Source organism: Embleya sp. NPDC055664 (genome assembly GCF_053618075.1).
In genome coordinates this window covers 171,711-191,501 of the sequence record NZ_JBSHGZ010000006.1, presented here as the reverse complement: position 1 = coordinate 191,501, position 19,791 = coordinate 171,711, and the positions used below count along the sequence as shown (strand labels likewise).

At 72.6% G+C, this 19,791-nt stretch carries 17 protein-coding genes and 1 tRNA gene; 14 read left to right on the top strand and 4 right to left on the bottom strand.

All coding sequences use genetic code 11. From position 1 onward, the window contains the following. The first annotated feature begins 91 nt into the window (after positions 1-91). The 9 genes from ACWGR4_RS13295 to ppgK all read left to right on the top strand — a co-directional run bounded on the left by ACWGR4_RS13295 (position 92) and on the right by ppgK (position 10,461). A tRNA-His gene (locus tag ACWGR4_RS13295) sits at positions 92-164 on the top strand. A 166-nt stretch (positions 165-330) separates the two neighbouring features. Then, positions 331-633 carry a DUF397 domain-containing protein gene (locus tag ACWGR4_RS13290; RefSeq protein WP_126642569.1) on the top strand — a complete coding sequence of 101 codons (303 nt, stop codon included), beginning with the start codon at positions 331-333 and terminating at the stop codon, positions 631-633. A gap of 117 nt (positions 634-750) precedes the next feature. Then, a complete protein-coding gene (locus tag ACWGR4_RS13285) occupies positions 751-1,410 on the top strand; it encodes an ATP-binding cassette domain-containing protein (RefSeq protein ID WP_380002848.1) in 660 nt (219 codons plus the stop codon). Then, positions 1,410-2,771, top strand: a complete 1,362-nt coding sequence (locus ACWGR4_RS13280) for a YhgE/Pip domain-containing protein (protein ID WP_452130774.1) — start codon at positions 1,410-1,412, stop codon at positions 2,769-2,771. Before ACWGR4_RS13285 ends, ACWGR4_RS13280 begins: the two co-directional genes overlap by 1 nt. 145 nt (positions 2,772-2,916) lie before the next feature. After that, on the top strand, positions 2,917-4,491 hold the full coding sequence (locus ACWGR4_RS13275) for a hypothetical protein (RefSeq protein WP_452130773.1): 1,575 nt from the start codon (positions 2,917-2,919) through the stop codon (positions 4,489-4,491). A gap of 158 nt (positions 4,492-4,649) precedes the next feature. After that, positions 4,650-5,318 carry an ACT domain-containing protein gene (locus ACWGR4_RS13270; RefSeq protein ID WP_380002852.1) on the top strand — a complete coding sequence of 223 codons (669 nt, stop codon included), beginning with the start codon at positions 4,650-4,652 and terminating at the stop codon, positions 5,316-5,318. Between the two features lie 192 nt (positions 5,319-5,510). After that, positions 5,511-6,791: an LCP family protein gene (locus ACWGR4_RS13265; RefSeq protein ID WP_452130772.1), complete on the top strand. Its 1,281-nt coding sequence runs from the start codon at positions 5,511-5,513 to the stop codon at positions 6,789-6,791. A 171-nt stretch (positions 6,792-6,962) separates the two neighbouring features. Further along, a complete protein-coding gene (locus tag ACWGR4_RS13260; RefSeq protein ID WP_452130771.1) occupies positions 6,963-9,611 on the top strand; it encodes a right-handed parallel beta-helix repeat-containing protein in 2,649 nt (882 codons plus the stop codon). Positions 9,612-9,732: 121 nt separating this feature from the next. Then, on the top strand, positions 9,733-10,461 hold the full coding sequence (gene ppgK / locus ACWGR4_RS13255) for a polyphosphate--glucose phosphotransferase (RefSeq protein WP_380003146.1): 729 nt from the start codon (positions 9,733-9,735) through the stop codon (positions 10,459-10,461). A gap of 42 nt (positions 10,462-10,503) precedes the next feature. Here the strand turns inward: ppgK and ACWGR4_RS13250 are convergent, their stop codons facing one another. Further along, positions 10,504-11,112 (bottom strand): exonuclease domain-containing protein, encoded by a 609-nt coding sequence (locus tag ACWGR4_RS13250; RefSeq protein WP_452130770.1) that lies wholly within the window; start codon positions 11,110-11,112, stop codon positions 10,504-10,506. 97 nt (positions 11,113-11,209) lie between these two features. On the opposite strand from ACWGR4_RS13250, the gene ACWGR4_RS13245 reads away from it, so the two are divergent. Both ACWGR4_RS13245 and ACWGR4_RS13240 read left to right on the top strand, forming a co-directional pair. After that, the gene (locus ACWGR4_RS13245) at positions 11,210-11,977 is read left to right on the top strand and encodes an SDR family NAD(P)-dependent oxidoreductase (protein ID WP_452130769.1); all 768 of its coding nucleotides are present in this window, start codon (positions 11,210-11,212) and stop codon (positions 11,975-11,977) included. 151 nt (positions 11,978-12,128) lie between these two features. Beyond that, entirely contained in the window at positions 12,129-12,701 is a 573-nt protein-coding gene (locus ACWGR4_RS13240; protein WP_452130768.1) for a Uma2 family endonuclease, read from the top strand. 34 nt (positions 12,702-12,735) lie between these two features. Here the strand turns inward: ACWGR4_RS13240 and ACWGR4_RS13235 are convergent, their stop codons facing one another. Further along, the gene (locus ACWGR4_RS13235) at positions 12,736-14,010 is read right to left on the bottom strand and encodes a metallophosphoesterase (RefSeq protein ID WP_452130767.1); all 1,275 of its coding nucleotides are present in this window, start codon (positions 14,008-14,010) and stop codon (positions 12,736-12,738) included. A 233-nt stretch (positions 14,011-14,243) separates the two neighbouring features. Between ACWGR4_RS13235 and ACWGR4_RS13230 the strand changes: the two genes are divergently transcribed. From ACWGR4_RS13230 to ACWGR4_RS13220, 3 genes are all read left to right on the top strand, one after another. Beyond that, entirely contained in the window at positions 14,244-15,707 is a 1,464-nt protein-coding gene (locus ACWGR4_RS13230) for a carboxylesterase/lipase family protein (RefSeq protein ID WP_380002860.1), read from the top strand. After that, the gene (locus ACWGR4_RS13225; RefSeq protein ID WP_452130766.1) at positions 15,689-16,861 is read left to right on the top strand and encodes a type ISP restriction/modification enzyme; all 1,173 of its coding nucleotides are present in this window, start codon (positions 15,689-15,691) and stop codon (positions 16,859-16,861) included. Before ACWGR4_RS13230 ends, ACWGR4_RS13225 begins: the two co-directional genes overlap by 19 nt. A gap of 122 nt (positions 16,862-16,983) precedes the next feature. After that, the gene (locus tag ACWGR4_RS13220) at positions 16,984-17,829 is read left to right on the top strand and encodes a hypothetical protein (protein ID WP_452130765.1); all 846 of its coding nucleotides are present in this window, start codon (positions 16,984-16,986) and stop codon (positions 17,827-17,829) included. Positions 17,830-17,842: 13 nt separating this feature from the next. Here the strand turns inward: ACWGR4_RS13220 and ACWGR4_RS13215 are convergent, their stop codons facing one another. Both ACWGR4_RS13215 and ACWGR4_RS13210 read right to left on the bottom strand, forming a co-directional pair. Beyond that, complete coding sequence (locus ACWGR4_RS13215) at positions 17,843-18,979, bottom strand: serine hydrolase domain-containing protein (RefSeq protein ID WP_452130764.1); 1,137 nt, start codon at positions 18,977-18,979, stop codon at positions 17,843-17,845. Between the two features lie 70 nt (positions 18,980-19,049). Continuing rightward, entirely contained in the window at positions 19,050-19,652 is a 603-nt protein-coding gene (locus tag ACWGR4_RS13210) for a TetR/AcrR family transcriptional regulator (RefSeq protein WP_380002864.1), read from the bottom strand. Positions 19,653-19,791: the final 139 nt, after the last annotated feature.

Here is a 19,791-nt window from a genome sequence, read left to right as displayed (position 1 = left end):
CCCTTGAAATCACCACGCGGAAACCCTGCGGCGAGCAGCCTCCGGGAGCCTGTACACTTTTCCTCGCCGGGACGGAAACGCCACGGCGATGGTGGGTGTAGCTCAGCTGGTAGAGCACCTGGTTGTGGTCCAGGAAGTCGCGGGTTCAAGTCCCGTCACTCACCCCGAGAAGGCCCCGAGACATGCAAGTGTCTCGGGGCCTTGTGCGTTTTCGGGTGATTGCCGCCGGATCGCGCCCGATGTCGGCGTTCGCGTTGTGTGCGGCGGCGCGCGCGGCGTAGCGTGCCGTCACCTGAGGGTTACGTACGTGTCATCGGGAGGGTTTCGATCATGAGCATCGGCGAGTCGGGGCAGCCTTCGCGGCAACAGCTCGACGACGAGAAGGCCGCGCTGTACGCCATGGACATCAGTGGTGTCACGTGGATCGGCTACGGCGAGGACACCACCGGCGAGGGGATCGTGGAGACCGCCGAACTGCCCGGCGGGGGCATGGCGATGCGCAACTCGATCCACCCGGAGGGGCCGATCCTGCGGTTCACCGAGGGCGAGTGGACCGCCTTCGTACTGGGCGTGCGCGACGGCGAGTTCGACCTGGACCGGCTGGCCGAGCCGCTGCCGGAGCAGCACGGCTGACACCGCGTCGGATGGACCGGTCGGCTCGACCCGACGGGTCAATCATCCATTTCGCCCGTTTGGTGAATCGTGTACCGGTTACTCCTCGGTGGACGTGCCACCGACGGAGGGAAATCCGTGTCCACAGCCACCTCCGGGGTGGAGATCAGTGCGGTCGGCCTGGCGGCGGAGGGCCCGGACGGCGTCATTTTTCGCGACGTGCGCGTGACCGCGCCCGCGGCCGGCCTGACCGTGCTCGCCGGACCCGCCGGCGCCGGCCGGACGTCGTTGCTCCTCGCGCTCGGCGGCCGATTCCGGACCGTCGCCGGCACCGTGACCGTGGCCGGCAGCGGTCGAGCCGCCGACGCCCGCGCCCACACCGCGCTGGCCCGGGCCCGCCCGGGCCTGGACCTGGAACCGCACCTGTTCGTCGCCGAGACCGTCGCCGAACGACAGGCCGTCGACGGCGGCCGGCCCAGCGGGACCGCGCTCGCGCGGATGTACGACCTGCTGCGCATCGACCCGCCGGGCCACGTCCTGGTCGAGCACCTGTCCGCGGTCGAACACCTGCTCTTCGCGGTCGCGCTGGCCGCCGCCGACCGACCCGGCGCGGTCCTGGTCGACGACGTGGACAGCGGCATCGCGGGCGCCGACCTCTCCCGCGCCTGGCGGGCGTTGCGCGACCTGGCCGACACCGGCACCACCGTGGTGGCCACCGCGACCGCCGCGCCGCGCGGCGCCGACGTGGTGGTCGATCTGCCCGGACACCATCTGTACCCGAGAGGCGGTACCGCCTGATGGGTGTGCTGCGCCTGGCCTGGTTCGAACTGCGGCGCTTCCGGGGCCCGTTGCCCCGGCTGGTCCCGGTCATGCTGATGCTGGTGCCGACCCTGTACGGGGCTCTGTACCTGTGGTCCAACTGGGATCCGTACGGCCGACTGCACCAGGTGCCGGTCGCGTTCGTGAACGAGGACCGGCCGGTGGACGCGCGCGGGCAGCACATCGACGCGGGTGGTCGGCTGACCGAGGTGATCCGCCACGACCGGAACTTCAAGTGGACGGTCACCGACGCCAAGGCCGCCCGCGACGGTCTGGACGACGGCGACTACCACTTCGTGGTCACCGTGCCGCCCGACTTCAGTGCCACGCTGGCCACCACCGCCTCCGCCGAGCCGCGTCAGGCCAAGTTGCTGATGACGCTCGACGACGCCAACGGCTTCATCATCGGCAAGATGGCCGAGATCGCCAAGACGCAGCTCCAGCAGCAGATTTCGGCGACCACGCAGAGCACGCTGGTGCAGCAGTTGTACGGGGAGACCGGCACGCTCAAGGCGCAATTGGCCCAGTCGGCCGACGGCGCGCGGCAACTCGCGGCGAACGCGGGCGGCGTGCCCCCGGAGCAGACCCGCCAGGGTGCCGCGCAACTGGCCGACGGGCTGGCGAATCTGGACGCGGCGGTACCGGCGCCGCCGCCGGCGCAGGCCGCCGGAGCGGACGCGCGGGTGCTCGGCGCGCCGGTGGTGATCGAGGTGCACAACCTGCATCCGGCGGTGCTGTACGGGCGCGGGCTCGCGCCGTTCTTCTTCGGGATCGCGCTGTGGGTGTTCGGCCTGGTCGGCTACCTGCTGCTGCGGCCGTACAACCCGCGCGCGCTCGCCGGGCGGGCCGGCGCGGTCAAGGTGGCGATCGCGGGGTGGTTGCCCGCCGCCGCGCTCGGCGTGCTGGGCGCGTTCGTCCTGTACGCGGTGGTCCAGCTGGGACTGGGCCTGGACGCCGACGATCCGGGTCTGAGTCTGCTGCTGATCGCGCTGGCGGCGGTGACCTTCGTGGCCATCGCGCAGTTCCTGCGGGCCGCGCTCGGCGCGGTGGGCGACGTGCTGATCCTGGTCCTGCTGATGCTCCAGCTCACCTCGTGCGGCGGGCTGTATCCGGTCACCACCACCCCCGAGCCGTTCCAGGCGCTGCATCCGGTGTTGCCGATGACCTACCTGGTGAACGGGTTGCGCATCACCCTCACGGGTGGTCAGGGCGAGCGTTTGGGGGTCGCCTTCGCGGTGCTCGGCGCGTACCTCGTGGTGGCCCTGATCGCGACCGTTTTCGTGGTCCGGCACAAGCGGATGTGGACCATGGCCGGGCTGAAACCGTCCGTGGAGTTGTGATCACCCGGATTTCCATGGGGCCGACTCGCTCCCCCGTACGGTTGTACTCGGGGGAGCGCAACCACGTCCGCTCCGGACACGTCGCCCACAATCAGGGGGTACCGCGGGTTTGCCACCTGTGGTGGAGGAGGGAGAATCAGCGGCGATGAACGAGCAGGAGATACAGAAACTGAGGGCCGAGGCCGAGACCCGGATGCGGGAACTCGGGCCCGATCACCCCGGTTCGCTCGACGCGCGCGCCGCGTGGGCCCGGGTCGTCGGCGACGAGGGCCGACCCGCGGAGGCCGCCCGGATGTTCGGGGAGCTGGCGGGCGACTACGCGCGCGTGCTCGGCCCGCAACATCCCGACACGCTCCTGGCCCGGCACAACCACGCCTACTGCCTGGGTCTGTCCGGCAACGCGGTCACCGCCGAGTCGCTGGCGCGCGACGTCGCCGCCGACTGTGTCCTGGTGCTCGGTCAGGACGACCCCGAGACGTTGAACGTGCGTGCCGGGTGGGCTCGTTGGATCGGCGAGGCGGGTGATGCCGCGGGCGCGGCCCGGATGTTGCGACCGATCGTCGAGGAGGCGACCGACGCGCTGGGGCCGGTACACCCCGACACGCTGACCATCCGACACCAGCACGCGCACTGGGTGGGCCGCTCGGGCGAGACGATCCAGGCGGCCCGCTTGATGGCGGCCATCGCGGACGAGCGCGCCGAGGTGCACGAGCCGGACGACCCGGCGGCGCTGACCGCCCGGCACGACCGCGCGATGTGGGCGGGCGAGGCCGGTGACGTCTCGGTGGCCCGGGACGCGATGATGCGGCTGGTGGAGGACGCCACGCGCGTGCTCGGCCCGGACCACCACGACACGCTGGTGATCCGGCACAACCACGCGCACTGGACCGGCGAGTCCGGCGATCCGCTGGGCGCGCGCACGCTGCTCACCCAGTTGGTCGCGGACTGCTCGCGGGTGCTCGGCGAACAGCACCCGGACACCGAGAACGCCCGACGCGGGCTGATGTGGTGGACGTACGGGCCCAAGGCCACCGGCCCGGCGCCGGTGTTCGCCACCCCGGTGGGGAACAGCTCGGTCGAGGCGGGGAAGCCGGCGAAGGAGCCGAAGCCGGCCAAGCCCGCGCGGGTGAAGCAGCCGAAGCCGCCGAAGCCGCCGAAGCCGTCCCGGGAGTCGCGGAAGGCGGCGGCCCGGCCGGCGGCGGCCGACGTGGCGTCTGCGGTCGCGGCGGAGGTTGCGGGTGCTCCGGTGGATGCCTCGCCGGCTGCCTCGGCCGTCGCTGCGGCGGCGCCCACGGAGGTGGTGTCGGTCGGCGCCGCGGACCCGGTGTCGCGGTCGGTCGGGCCGGACGAGGAGGTCACCGCGTTCGCCCCGGTCGCCGGGCTCACCCCCGACACCGAGCAGAACGCGGCGGTGTCGGCCGCACCGACCGCGCGGGTCGGCTTGGACAAGGAGCCGGAGCCGGCCGCCGAGCCCGAGGCCGCCGCCGTACCCGACCGGGACGAGGCGCCGGAGGACCTGGCGACCCGGGTGACGAGCGTGGCGCCCGACGACGAGCCGACCCACGTGAGCGTGCCGCCGCGCCCGGCCGTACCGCCGGCGACGGGCAAGCCGAAGGGGAAGGCGAAGGACGTCGAGCCGGCCGACGATGTTGACCCGGTCGATGTCGCCGAAGCGCCGGATGCGCCGGATACCTCCGATACATCCGACGCGAAGAAGTAGGCACACCACGAGCGGGGCGTCGTCGGGCATCCGATGGCGCCCCGCTCGTGCGTTCGGGGGCCGACGGTGCCTGATCATGTGGTGTCGTCATATGTACGCAACATGCTCGAAACGGGAAAGGTTCAGGATTCAAGACAGGTCGATGAAGGAGGTGTCGCGTGTTGTACCGACTGAGGGTGTCGCTGCCCGATCGACCGGGATCGCTCGCGCGGGTCACGCAGCTGCTCGGCGCGGCGGGGGCCGATGTGATGCAGATGACCGTGCTCGAACAGCTCGGCGGCCGGGCGGTGGACGAGTTCACCGTCTCCTGGGCGGGCGAGCGGGACGTCGCCGGCCTGGTCGCCGCCCTGGAGCGGTCGGCCGGCGTCCGGATCGAGGGGTGCTGGGCGGCCGGTGAGGTGCCCGGTTCCGCGCCCGAGCTGGACGTGCTGGGCCAGGTGGCGCGCGACCCCGGCCGGGCGGTGGCCACATTGATCGACGCGGCGCCGACGCTCTTCCACGCCGACTGGGCGGTGGCCACGCGCGGCGGGCGTGGTCGACAGCGGGTGTACGCGAGCTGGCGGGCCCCGCAGACGCCGGTGTTCCCCGCGCTCACCCCGATGCGGCCGCTGGGCTTCGCCTACGAGGGCGAGGCCACCGGCCACGGGGCGGCGGCGCCGATCGGGGCGTCCTGGCTGACGATGTACGTGGTCCGGCACGAGGGCCCCGCGTTCCACCGCACCGAACTGGACCGCCTGGGCCGCATCGTCGACGTGGCGCTCGGCGTCCTGGGCGAGCGCGGCGCGGCCAAGGCGACGGGCGCCGGCGCGGGCCCGGGGCCGGCCTGATCGGGGCTTCGGCGCCGGCCGAATGTACTGATTTGCCCGATCCGCGATTCGGATTCGACCGAGACGGGAACCATTTACCGCTATTCGGCGTGTAACGATCGGAACAACGTATGATTGCGTAATTGTGCGCGCACTTCGGGCCGTGAGCCGGGCGCACATCGAGCGCGGGGGCCCGACGAAGGCGACGACGACGTGCAGGACAGGGATGAGACGTCCCCGGGGGCCGCGGCCGTTCCGGGGGCGTCGGCCGAGGAGCCGGGGTCGGAGAACCCCAGCCGCATAGAACGGCGCGCCCACGACCGCCGGCGCCGCCGGCGGCGCATCCTCACGTGGATCGGCGGCGGCCTCGTTGCCGTCCTGCTCGCCGCGGGCGGTTTCGGCTGGTGGTTGTACGACCGCCTGAACGGCAACATTCGCACCCAGGACTTCGCCGACCAGCTGACCGATCGCCCGGCGCCCACGGGCGCGCTGAACGTGCTGTTGGTGGGGTCCGACTCGCGGGCCGGCGACAACTCCGAGTACGGCCGCGACGACGGCGGCAGCCAGCGCTCGGACACCACGATCCTGCTGCACGTACCCCAGGGGCGAAAGAGCGCGACCGCGGTCAGCTTCCCGCGTGACCTGATGGTCGACGTGCCGTCGTGCCGGACCACCTCCGGTGGCACCCAGCGGGCCTACTTCGGCCAGTTCAACAGCGCGATGGAGGTCGGCGGGGTGCCGTGCGTGGCGGCCACCGTGGAGCGGCTGACCGGCGCCCGGATCGACCACCAGATCACCATCGACTTCGTCGGCTTCAAGAAGGTCGTGGACGCGCTCGGCGGAGTGCCGATGCACATCGCCCAACCGATCGACGACAGGGCCGCGCACCTGCAACTGCCCGCCGGCGACATCACCCTGAACGGCGAGCAGGCGCTCGGCTTCGTCCGGGTGCGCAAGAGCCTGGGCGACGGCAGCGACATACAGCGCATCGAACGGCAGCAGGAATTCCTCAAGGCGCTGATCAAAAAGGTGCAGGGGGAGAACCTGCTGACCAACCCGGCGAAGGCGTACAACGTGATGGACGCCGCGACCAAGGCGATCACCACCGACTCCGGGATCAACACCCTGGCCGGCCTGTACGACTTCGCCAACGGCCTGCGCGGGATCCCGCTGGAGAAGATCGACTTCGTCACCACGCCGCTGATCGACTACGTCCCCGACCCGAACCGGGTGGCGCTCAAGCAGCCCGACGCGGCGCAACTGTTCACCGCGCTGCGCGACGGGGCGCCGGCGCCCACGCCGACCGGGACGGCCCGCCCGACCGACGGCACGGGGGGCGCCGACGCTTTCGGCGGGAACGGCACGGGATCCGGGACGAGCGGCGCGGGTTCGACCGGAACCGGTCGCTCCGGCGCGGGTTCGACCGGATCCGGCCGAAGCGGGTCGGTCGGCGGTACGGGCGCGGGCACGAATCAGGGCACTGCGGGACGTTAACCGTCGCCGGTCCGTGACCCCTGGTCGTTGAACTGTACGGTGCAGGGGTTCGCCGACGACGCGGCCGATCGCCCCCGGGGGGCAGACCCGGTCATGGGGCCGCCCGCGACGCCTTACGGTGGACTCGCGAGGGTGCTGGGTGCGGACCGAGGGGCTGGTGGCAGGGGCGCCATGACGGGTCGGGTTCTTCAGGTGGTGCAGGGCACTCGTTGGCGACGCCGCGCGGGCGAATACGCCTCGATCGGGGCCGCGGTGGGCGCGGCGGCGGCGGGCGACTCGATCCTGGTCGCGGCGGGGACGTACCGCGAGGATGTGGCGATCTCCGTGCCGGTGACGGTGGTCGGCTCGGACGGGCCGGGGACGGTGATCCTGACCGCGGCCGACGGGGTCGCGCTCACCATCACCGCCGACGCGGCGGTACACGGCCTGGTCGTCGACGGCGGCGCGGGCGTGTTGTCGCCGGCCATCGTGATCGAGGGCTGCGCGCCGATACTGGAGGAGTGTGTGGTCCGGGCCGCCTCGGTGGTCGCGGTCGAACTGCGCGCGGGCGCCGACCCGATGGTGCGCCGCTGCCGGGTGGGCAACCCGAAGGGCGTGGGTATCGGGGTGACCGGACGCTCGCGCGGCACGTTCGAGGACTGCGAGATCGGCGACACCGGGCGCGAGGGCTTCGACGTGCGCGAGGGCAGCGCACCGATCCTGCGCCGGGGCCGGGTGCGCGACGCCTCCGGGCACGGACTGCGCTTCACCGGACCCGGCACCACCGGCAGCGTCCAGGAGTGCGAGATCCAGGACGGCTCGGACGCGGAACCCGCGGTGTTCGTCGGCGACCAGGCCTCGCCGCATCTGACCGGTCTGCACATCCACGACGTGGGCGGCGGCGGGATCTGCGTCGCGGGCGGCGCCGCGCCGATCATCGCCGACTCGCGGATCGAACGGGTCGGCTGGGCGGGCATCTCCGTCGGCGGTCAGGGCAGCGCCGGGTCGTTGTCGCGGACCGAGATCAGCGCGGTCAAGGGCACCGGCGTCCAGGCCGACGACCTGGCCACGTTCTCGCTCGACGACTGCACGATCCGCGACGCCGAGGGCAACGGTGTTTCCGTCGACCGGGGCGCCAACCTGACCCTGGTCGGCTGCCGACTGCGCGACATGGGCCGCAACGGCGTCGACGTGCACGGCCACTCCGAGGTCACCCTCAGCGGTTGTACGATCCGCAGCTTCGGCCGCAACGGGCTCGCGCTGGCCGACCACGGGGCCCGCGCGTCGGCGATCGACTGCGAATTCCACGACTCCACCGGCGGCAAGCCGGCCGTGTGGGTGGCCGACGGCGCGGACGCCGCGCTCGGCGAGTGCCGCATTCACGACGTGCTCGACGGGGTCAAGGTGGCCGGTTCCGGCACCGGCTTGTCGATGCACGACTGCGAGATCCACGACGTGGACGAGACCGGCATCGGCGTGGGTGCCGGCGCGGTGGTCTCGGTCAAGTCCTGCAAGGTGCGCAAGGCCACCACCGGCGTGTGGTTCATGGAGTCGGACTGCGGCGGCATCATCGCCGACTGCACGATCGAGGACACCACCGACGGCGTCTCGGTCACCGGCGCGGCCGGGCCCACGGTGCGCCGGGTCCGGGTGGATCGGGCCACCGGTGAGGGCATCCGGATCGCCGGCGGCGGGCGCGGCGACTTCGAGGACTGCGAGGTGCTCGGCGGGCGCGGCTACGGGGTGCACGTACGCGAGGGCTGCCATCCGGTGTTCACCCGCTGCACCACGCGCGACAACGCCAAGGGCGGCTTCGAGTTCGCCGGTCCGGGGCCGGTCGCGGTCGAGTGCACCTCGCAGGGCGACGGGACGAGCGGCACGGAGCCGGCGGCGGGCGGGATCCTGGGGACGCCGAGCCCGATCGCGGCGGCCGGCGCACAACCCCAGGGAGTGGCCCGGCTGACCGCCACGCTGCCCATCCCCGGGGCGCGCGACGGCGCGGCCGTGGACGAGGCGGCGGCCACGTCCGGGCGCGGAGTGGACGAACTGCTGGCCGAGTTGGACGGTCTGGTCGGCCTCGCCGGGGTCAAGGCCGAGGTGCGCAACCTGATCGACCTGATCTCGGTGGGCCGCCGGCGCGAGGAGGCCGGGCTCAAGGCGCCCACGCTGCGCCGGCACCTGGTCTTCACCGGCTCCCCGGGCACCGGCAAGACCACCGTGGCCCGGCTGTACGGGGAGATCGCCCAGGCGCTCGGCGTGTTGCGGGTGGGTCACCTGGTCGAGGTCTCCCGGGTCGACCTGGTCGGCGAGCACATCGGCTCCACCGCGCCGCGCACCAAGGAGGTCTTCGACCGGGCCCGGGGTGGGGTGCTGTTCATCGACGAGGCGTACAGCCTGGCCCCGCCGGACCCCTCGCGCGACTTCGGCCGCGAGGCGATCGACACGCTGGTGAAGATGATGGAGGACCACCGCGACGACGTGGTGGTGATCGTGGCCGGCTACACCGACGAGATGGAGCGTTTCCTCGGCGCGAACCCCGGCTTCGGATCCCGGTTCTCCCGCACCATCACCTTCCAGGACTACTCGGCCGACGACCTGGTCGAGATCACCCTCATGCAGGTGCGCGAGCACGAGTACGTGCTCACCGACGAGGCGTGCGAGGCGCTGCTCGGCTACTTCCGCCGACTGCCGCGCGGTGCCGCGTTCGGCAACGCGCGCGAGGCGCGACGCACGTTCGAGGCGATGATCGAGCGGCACGCGACCCGGTTGGCCCAGCTGCCGGGGGCGGGCATGGAGGAGTTGCGGACGCTGAATCCGGAGGATCTGCCCGACCTGCGGTGAATCGGTCCGCGCCGGCGGGGTAACGGCCGGGGGACGCGGGCCGCCCGCCGGGTGCCGGCCGGGTGGTGCGCGGGTGGGTTCGAGGGCGAATTCGAGGGCTAAGGAGCCGTACGTGCCGGTCATGGGCATCGACATCGGCGGGACCGGGATCAAGGGCGCGCCGGTGGACACCGACGCCGGGCGGCTGACCCGGGAGCGGGTCCGGCTGCTCACTCCCGAACCGTCCGCACCGCAGGCGGTGATCGGCGTGGTCCGCGACGTGCTCGCGGAGTTCGCGGACACCGAGGGGCCGGTGGGGATCACCTTCCCCGGCGTGGTCCGCGACGGCATCGTGCGCACCGCCGCGAATGTGGACAAGTCCTGGATCGACCTGGACGCCGACGCGCTGTTCACCGCGACGCTCGGCCGGCCGGTGACGATGGTCAACGACGCGGACGCGGCAGGTGTGGCCGAGATGCGCTTCGGCGCGGGCGCCGGGCAGCGCGGCACGGTGTTGATGTTGACGTTCGGTACGGGCATCGGCAGCGCGCTGTTCGTGGACGGTCGGCTGGTGCCGAACACCGAGCTGGGCCACCTGGAACTGGACGGGCACGAGGCCGAGCGGCGGGCCTCGGCGGTGGCGCGCGAGACGCACGACCTGTCCTGGGAGAAGTGGGCCGTGCGGGTGCAGGACTACCTGCGGCACGTGGAGATGTTGTTCTCGCCGTCGCTGATCATCATCGGTGGCGGGATCAGCAAGAAGCCGGAGAAGTTCCTGCCGTTCATCAAGATCCGGGCCGATCTGGTGCCGGCGAAGCTGCACAACGACGCGGGGATCGTGGGCGCGGCGATGCTGGTGACGGGCGACTGAGGGTTTGCGGGGCGCGGGTGCGGCGCGCGGCGTTTGGCGTGCTCAGGCGGGTGGGGCGTCGGCGGTGTGTGGGGTGGGCGGCCGGCTCGGGTCGCCTCGACGGGATGCGCGCAGGACGCCGCCGAGGAGGGCGGCGATGTTCCACGCGTCGTCGACGCCCCGGTGGTGGGTGCCGTCGAGGGGGAGGCCGGCGTGGGCCAGGGCGCCGGCCATGCCGAGTTCGCGGTCCAGGCCGTGGGCGAGCGAGTACAGCGTCTTGGCGTTGGGGTGGCGGGTGCCGAACGGGTAGGGCACACCCTCGGCCGCGCACTGCCGCTCGAACGCCTGCCGGTCGTATTCGCCCCAGCTCGCCCACACCCGCTGGTGCGCCTTGAACTCGGTGCGCAGCAGCGCGCAGGCGTCGGCGAAGGTGTGGCCGGTGTCGACGTCGGCCTGGGTGAGGGTGGTCAGTTCGGTACAGAACGCGCTCACCGTGGAGTGGGTGGGGCGGACCAGGAGGCCGTGTCGGTCGATCCGCTCGCCGGTGGTGACGTCGAGTGTGGCGATGCCGATCTCGATGATCTCCGAGTGCTGACCGTCGGGGATCGGACCGTTCCAGCAGGTCGCCTCGACGTCGATGACCAGGAGCAGGTCCAGGAGTCGTTTCGCCATGCCGGTGAGTAGACCATCGTGGCCGGCGTGCTACCACTGATTTTGTTCTGACGGTACGTCAGATGCTTGGATCCACCCGTCCACGGAGGAGTACGAAATGGGTACGCACAAGACATCACCCGGCACCGGCGTCGTGATCACCGGCGGCGCCTCCGGAATCGGTCGGGCGACCGCGCGGGCGCTGGCCGCGACGGGTCGGCCGGTCGCGCTGTGGGACATCGCGGCGGGCCCGGTGGAGGAGGCGGCGAAGGAGATCGCGGCCGAACACGGGGTGGCCGCGCTCGGGCTCGCGCTGGACGTGACCGACACCGAGGGTTACCCGGACGCGATCCACGCCTCGGTCGAGGCGCTGGGCACGATCGGCGGCTTCGTGCACGCGGCGGGCGTGGTCGACTCGACCCCGATCACCGAGGTCACGGCAAAGAACTGGGACCGGGTCCTGGACGTCAACCTGCGCTCGTTCGCACTCCTGGTCCAGGCACTGACCCCGCACCTGCGCGAACACGCCGGTTCCGCGATCGTGGGCATCGCCTCGCTGAACGCGATCGTCGGCAACGCGCTCAACCCGTCCTACTGCGCGTCGAAGTCGGGCATGCTCGGGCTCAACCGCTCGATCGCCGCCAAGCTCGCCGAACACGGCATCCGCAGCAACGTGGTCTGCCCCGGCTACATCGAAACCCCGATGCTGGCCGCCTCCTTCGCCCGCCCGGGCACCCGGGAGCGCATGGAGAACAGCTCCCCGCTGCGCAGGCTCGGCCGCCCGGAGGAAATCGCCGCAGCAGTCCGCTTCCTCCTCAGCGACGACGCCTCCTTCGTCACGGGCACACACTTGATGGTGGACGGCGGCATGACGGAGACGGTCTGATCGTGCCGGAGCAGGGGCGACGCCCGTCGGGGTGTCGCCTCGGCCGCGCGTGTCCGGTGCCATGATTCGGGAAACCGGGGAGATGGCCGGCGATTCCTGACAAACCGGTGGTGATCCTGTGGACGAGACGACCAACCGTTGGGGAGAGATCGTGCAACCCGCTTTCGACCGTGAGTGGACGGCCGACGAAGTGATCGCCGCCCAGGAGACCTCGCCCTATCGGATCGAACTTCTGGATGGCGTCCTGACGATGTCGCCGGCGCCCCGGTTGCGCCATCAACGTGTGTCTTCGACGCTGGCCGGCGTGTTCGAACGTACGGCCGTCGATGCCGACATTGATGTGATGGTCTTCGAGAACGTCAACGTCCGGCGTGGTGAACGTGATCTGCTGCAACCCGACATCGCGGTCGTGGCTCGAAGCGCGGGCATAGAGGGTCTCGAAGACGACGATGTGGCCTTCGCTCCCGAAGACGTGCTCCTGGCGGTGGAGATCCTGTCACCGGGCCACGAGGGTGCCGACCGCATCGACAAACTCGCCCGCTACGCCGAGTGGGAGATCCAGTCCTACTGGATCGTCGACCCGAAGACCCTCACCATCGAGACCTACATCCTCGACGGCGACGCGTACGAGCCCTCGGCCTCCGCGAAGCCGGGCGTCGCGACCACCTTGCCCGCGTTCGCGCCGGTCACCCTGGACCCCGGCACACTTCTGCGGATGCGGTGACGCGGGGGTCGGCGCTACGCGTCGGTCGGGTTTGTTATATCGGGTGTAGCTCCACGAGCGTTACTTCCGGGGGTGCGCCTACTCGGACCGGGGGGCCCCAGAAGCCGGCGCCTCTGGTGACGTAGAGCATGGTGTCGTCGACCTTGTGGAGGCCGGCCACCGCCGGTTGGTCGAGTTTGACCAGGAGTTGGACCGGGAACATCTGGCCGCCGTGGGTGTGGCCGGAGAGTTGTACGTCCACGTCGTAGCGGGAGGCGTCCTTCACCTGGACCGGTTGGTGGGCCAGGAGCACGACCGGGCGGGACGGATCGCGGTTGCCGAGCGCCTTGGCGAAGTCGGGGCCGTCGTGGTGGGACTTGCCGGTGACGTCGTTGACGCCCGCAAGGTCGAACGCGGCGCCGCCCCGGGCGATTTCGAGGCGGTCGTTGGCCAGGGTGCGCACGTTGAGTTCGGCCAATTCGGCGATCCAGTCGGTCGCGCCCGACATGTAGTCGTGGTTGCCGGTGACGAAGAACGCGCCGTGGCGGGCGGACAGCCGGCGCAACGGGGCCGCGTCGCCGCCGAGTTGGGCCGCCGTGCCGTCGGCGAGGTCGCCGACGATGGCGACCAGGTCCGGGCTGGTGCGGTTGATCGTCTCCACGACCCGCGTGGTGTGCGCGTGGCCGAGCAGCGGGCCGAGGTGGATGTCGCCCACCACCGCGATCCGAAATCCCGCCAGGCGCGGATCGAGCCGGGCCACCGGTATCCGCACCCGCACCGTGCGCGGCGCGCCCAGGGCCTGGTTCATCCCGTAGCCGACGGTGCCCAGCGAGGTGCCGGCCGCTAGCAGCGCGACCGAGCGGGTCAGCACAAGCCGCCGATCCGGGCCGAGCGGCGTGCCGGAGGGGCCGGCCGCCGGCTCCGGATCGGGCTCGATCGTCTTTGTCGCCTCTGTCGCCTCCGCCCCCACGGGCACCGGCACCGGCACGACCGTGGGCGACACCTCACCCCCGCGCCGGCGCAGCGCCCGCAACGCGAACAGGCGCGGCAGCTCCAACACCCCGAGCGCGAGCACCACATACAGCAGCAGGGCCATCCACACGAAGCCCGGCCACGCGATCCACTCCGTGCCGCGCGGGCCGAACACCTTCGGCACCACCAGCGCGCCCACCATCGACACCCCGAGCGCGACCACCACCCCCGCGCCGACCCGCCGCACCACCCCCGGCCGCGTGGTGTCGCGCACCAGCCGCCGCCACACGTAAAGGTGCACGCCGACCAGCAGCGCGAGCGCGACGACCGCCACGACGATCCCCAGGACAACGGTCAAGGCCAGGCTCCCGGACGCAGGAATGTTTCACGGGAAGCGTGTCACGCCCGCCTCGGCCCCGGCATCCGGCACGCGGAGTATCCGAGCCTGCTCCCGGGGGCGATACCGGCCGACCCTCGGCGCATCCCCCGGCAGTACGCACTGCGACGGCGCCCCTGCCGGGCCCTGTGCGGTATCTCCCACCGCGACGATGCCCCGGCCGGGCCGCCGACCGGCCCCATATGCTCGATGCCATGGTGCGTGTACGGACGTCGCTGGGTGAGCTGATCGGTGCGGAGTCGGACGGGGTTCGGGTCTTCCGAGGCGTTCCCTTCGCCGCGCCACCCGTGGGCCCCGCGCGGTTCCGCCCGGCCCGCCCCGCGCCCGCCTGGCACGGGGCGCGCGACGCCCGCGAGTTCGCCCGGGCCGCGCCGCAGCCGATCGGGCAGTACGGCGCCGCGCCGGTGGAGATCGACGAGGATTGCCTGTACCTGAACGTCTTCGCCCCCGCCGAGCCCGGCCCGCACCCGGTGCTGGTCTGGGTGCACGGCGGCGGCTACACGAGCGGCGCGTCGTTCGAGGCGGTCTACGACGGCTCCGAACTGGCCCGGCACGGCGTGGTCGTGGTCACCGTCGCCTACCGGCTCGGCGTCCTCGGGCTGCTGCACCTGCGACACCTGCTCGGCGACTCCTACGCCGACTCCTCGGCCAACTCCCTCCTGGACGTGGTGCGGGCGCTGCACTGGGTGCGCGAACACATCGCCGCGTTCGACGGCGACCCCGGCCGGGTCACCCTCGGCGGGGTCTCGGCGGGCGGCAAGGTCACCGCGAACCTGCTCGCGCTGCCCGCCGCCCGCGGCCTCTTCCACCGCGCGATCGTGCAGAGCGGCGGGGCGCAGACCGTGCGCACGATGCCCGAGGCCGAAGAGGCGACCGGCCACGTGTTGGCCGCGCTCGGTCTGGGACCGGACCGGGCCGCGGAACTGGTCGACGTGCCCGTGCCCGACCTGCTCGCCGCCCAGGCCGAGGCGATCGGGCGCGGTACCGCGAGGTTCGTGTTCCGACCGGTGGTCGATCCCGACGGGCCGCTGCCGGCGGTGCCGCTGCACACGATTCGGGGCGACGTACCGCTCCTGCTCGGGTCGAATCAGGACGAGGAGGAGATGTTCGTCGTGACCGAGCGGTCGGGTGGGCGCGAACCCGCGGCCGCCGACCTGGCCAACCTGCGCCGACCGGACCGACTGGCCGAGCTGGTGCGCGGATACGCGGAGCTGTACCCCGAACTGAACGGACGCTCGCGGCGGATCCGGCTGCTCACCGCCGAGTCGTACGGGATACCGACGGTGCGGCTCGCCGAGGCGCAGCACGCGGCCGGCGGGCAGGCGTACATGTACCGCTTCCGCTGGGCGCCCAAGGCGCATCCGCAGCGCCTGGGTTCGCCGCACGCGATCGACATCCCGTTCGTGTTCGGCACCCTGGACACCCCGCTCGGCCGCTGGCTGACCGGCGGCGTGCCGGCCGAGGCGCGGGCGTTGTCCGGCCGGATCCGGCAGGCGTGGGCGGCGTTCGTCGCGGGCGGGCCGCCGGTCGCCGACGGGCTGCCCGACTGGCCCTTGTACGACCCGACCGAGCGGCGCACGATGCTGCTCGACGTGCCGGCGACGGTGGTCGGCGACCCGGACCGGGAGGAGCGGCGGGTGTGGGACCACGCGATGTGAGCCGGGACGGGCCGGTCGCGCTGACCGACCTGATGCCGTGGGGCACGGCCGGGATCGCCACCGGGCGGAGTTGGGTGTACGCACCCGAGCGGGAGACGCTGCGTCGGCGCTGGGCCCGGCTGGCCGCGGCGGAGGATCGCGACACCCTGCTGCGGCCCACCCGTTCCCGGACGGCGATGTCGTTTCCCGCGCCGCTGCCCGGATGTGACGCCCCGTCCGGTCCGCTGGCGCGCGAGGTGGGGCCGACGCCCCGGCTGGTGCGGATCGCACGGCACCCGTTCGATCGGCAGTGGCTGCTCGCGGACCACCGGGTACTGGACGCCGCCCGGCCCGAGTTGTGGCGGGTGCGCGGAGACCGGCAGGTATACCTGTCGATCCGTCGGACGGGGGAGCCCTGGCCGCTGTTGTGCAGCGCGCTGATCCCGGACGGGACGCACCACGGTGGGCGCGGCGGGCGGGTCGCGCCGCTGTACCGGGACCCGGCGGGCCTGGATCCGAACCTGGCGCCGGGCCTGGTCGACCTGCTCGCGGACCGGCTAGGCGTCCCCGTCGACGCGGAGGACCTGTTCGCCTGGATCGTCGCGGTGACGGTGGACCCCGAGCGGGTGCCGCTCACCGCCGATCCGGACGTCTGGGCGACGGGCGTCGACCTCGGCCGCCGGCTGGTCGGGCTGCACACCTTCGGCGCGCGGTTCGGCCGCCCCGGCGACGGCAAGCCCCGACTGCCGGGCGGGCGCCGCCCGTTCGTCCGCGAGCCGGTGCCGGCGCGGCCGGCGGGCGCGCACTACGACGACGAGTCCCGATCGCTCCTGCTCGGCTCCGGCCGGATCGGTCCGGTGGCGGGTGAGGCGTGGGAGTCGGGCGTCCTCGAACCGTGGATCGCGGCCCGCGTCGAACCCCCGGGCGAGGGCTTGGAACGGATCCGCGAACGCACCTGGTCCACCGACCTGACCAGCGAACTGATCGACCTGCTCCATGTCCTGGGCCTGCTCGCCGATCTGGCCGAACCCCGCGCCAAGCTGCATGCGCGCACCGCCGAGGCCCCCGCGCTCGACCCGACGCCGGTCCTGCCCCCGCCCCCGTCCAGTCGCCGCCCGCCGACGGTCCTCGACATCACCGAGGAGGGCCCGGGCGGCCAGGCCGTGCTGCTCTGAGCGCGGACCAGGGGAGGGAGCCCGGTCGCGGCGGATCGGGCCGGTCGGTGACGTTGGGCCGAACGAGCGAATGGTATGCGCGGTGGCGGCAGAGTAACCATGTGGTGACTTAGCGTGGTCTGGTGTGCAGAGGCGGAAACGGGCGGGTGAGGCGGGCGGCGGTTGTCGTCGGCGCGGTCGTGTTCGGCGCGGTCGCCGTTCCGAGCACCGCCGCGACGCCGCGGGTCGGTCCGGGATCCGGGTCCGGCGGCGCTTGGGCCGGGGCCGTACACCTGCCGCCGGCCGCCGCCGTGCGCCACCCGCTTTCGCCGCTGCCGAGCCCTCCCGGCGGCGCCGCCCCGCGCCCCGGCGTCCGCCCCCCGGACGCCGGGGCGTCCGCCGTGGATCGGTGTCCGGACGAGACGCCGCGAGCGGTCGGCGCCACCGCCCCGGATCCGACGCGGGACGCCGCGGCCTGCTGCCGGGATCACCTCCGGGCCCGTGCGCCCGGCGTCGACCCGGCCCGCTTCGACTGCCCGGGGCTCCTCGGCCCGGCCCGGCGGCACGAGCCCGCCCCCGGCGCGCGCACCGGATCGGCCACGGCCCGTTCGGCCCCCGCTCCGGTTTCGGCCGGGCCCGAGGCCGACCCGATCGGCGACCTCCCGCCCGGGCGCCCGGCATCGCGTCGGGGCGTCGCGCCCCAGGTCGCGCCCTCGCGTCGGGCCAAGCCCCCGGGCGCCCGGGACGGCGACGACAAGGATCGCGGCGACGCCGCCAAGCGGGCCGTGCACGACGGCCCGGCCGTACTGGCCCGCCGGGCCATCACCGACCACGTGGCGGGCACCGGATCCGGGGCGGTGCTCCCGCTGGGCCTGGCCGCCGGCGCGCTGCTCCTGGTCGGCGGCGCACTGGTCGCCGGTTCCCGCCGCCGAGGCAACCGTTCGCCCCGCCCGCCCCGTTCGACCGGAGCCCGCCGCCCGGCCGGCTGACCCCGAGCGCGCCCTACCGCCCCAGGCACTCCCGGACCGCCTCGATCAGGCCGAGGGCCCGGACGTCCGTGTTCAGCGGGGACTGACCGTTCGTCACATACGCGAAGGCGAGACCGGTGGCCGGGTCGGCGAAGGCCAGGGGGCCGCCACTGCCCGGGTGGCCGAACGCGGCGGGGTCGGGGGAGACCCTGAAGAACGTGGTCTCCGGCTTCATGAAGCCGAGGCTGAACGCGGTGTGGTCGCCGAGGATGCGGTCCGGCCCCGCGACCACCGTCGACGTCACATCGGCGACCGTTTCGGGGGACAGCAGGCGCACCCCGTCGAGCGTGCCGCCCGCGCCGAGCATCGCGTATACCCGGGCCAGCGCACGCGCGTTGGTGACGCCCAGGCCCGAGGGCACCTCCCACGTGAGCACGCTCGGGTCGTGATCCGCGCCGGGCACGGCCAGTTCGGGCAGCGCCAGCATCGTGCGGCCCAGCTCGGAGCCGAGGTCGAGCAGGGCGGGATCGCTCGGGGCGATCGTGGTCAGATGCGCGAGCCGGGGCAACTCCGCGGCGGGCAACCCGATATGCGCGTCCAGGCCCAGTGGTCCGGCCACCTCCTCGGCCAGGAACGCGCCGACCGTGCGCCCGTCCACCCGCCGGATCAGCTCGCTCGCGTAGAAGCCCCAGGTCACCGCGTGATAGCCGTGCGCCGTCCCCGGTTCCCAGACGGGACGCTGTGCGGCGAGCGCGTCGGCCAGCGCGTCGGGCATGGCCACCTGGTCGAGCGTGATCGGCTCGTCGAGGAAGGGCAACCCGGCTTGATGGGAGAGCAGTTGGGCCACCGTCACGGTCTGCTTGCCGGCCGCTGCGAACTCGGGCCAGTAGCGACACACCGGCAGCGCGGGGTCGAGCCGACCCCGGTCGATCAGGATCGCCAGACAGGTCGCGACCAGGCCCTTGGTGACCGACCACACCACCTGTACGGTGTCGTGCTCCCAGCTTCGGCCCGAGATCGGTTCGGCCAGTCCGCCCCACAGGTCCACCACGGGCGCGCCGCGCAGTCGTACCGCGAGCGCCGCGCCGACCTCGCCGTGGATCGCGAAGTTCTCCTCGAACGCGGCCTGTACGGGCGCGAATCCGGGCGCGATGAAACCGTCGACGTGCATGGTGTGGTCCTTTCGCGAACGCTCGGGACACCTCACCGGCGCCGGCGCGGTCGGTGACCGGGACGCTTCGTCAGTTCCTCGGGGTGACGCCTTCGAGTACCAGCGCCGTGAATTGGGTTTCCAGTTCGGACAGGGTCCGGTCGATCGTCGACTTCCACCCGGCCGTGAGCCACAGCGGGTAGGCGAGGTAGCGGTAGGCCAGCTCCGGGTCCAGGTCCGCGCGGAACTCTCCGGAATCGATGCCTTCCTGAAGGGTGTTCAGCCACAGATCGCGGACCCGCATACCGTCCGCCGCCAGGTGCGCGAAGCGCGGCAGCGTGGCCAGGTAGGCGTAGTCGCGGACGTACATCACGGCCGCGTCGGGGTGGTGCTCGATGGTCCGGAACGCGGCGTGCACGAGTCCGCGCAGCCGGTCGGACGAGGTGCGCGCGTCGGCGAACGCCTCGTCGTACCACGTCGCGAGGTCGCGCATCGCGGCGGTGAGGATTTCGTCGATCAAGTCCTCTTTCGAACCGAACCAGTGGTAGATGCTGCCCGCGAGAATGCCCGACGCGTCGGCTATCTCACGAACCGTCGACGCGACGACGCCCTTGCGGGCGAACAGTGCGGCGGCCTCGGACAGGATCACCTCCCGGCGCGGAAGTGCTTCGGGTTCCGTCTTCCTGCGTGCCATGAGCGCCCGTTCTCGGTCCGGCGGGTTGACTGCTGCCGCGTACTGCCAGGTGCCGTGCAGCCTAACCGCAGGTGGAGCGGTTGCCGTTGATTCAGTGGGGGATGCCTTCAGGGAGATCCGAACTACCTATCTAACATTT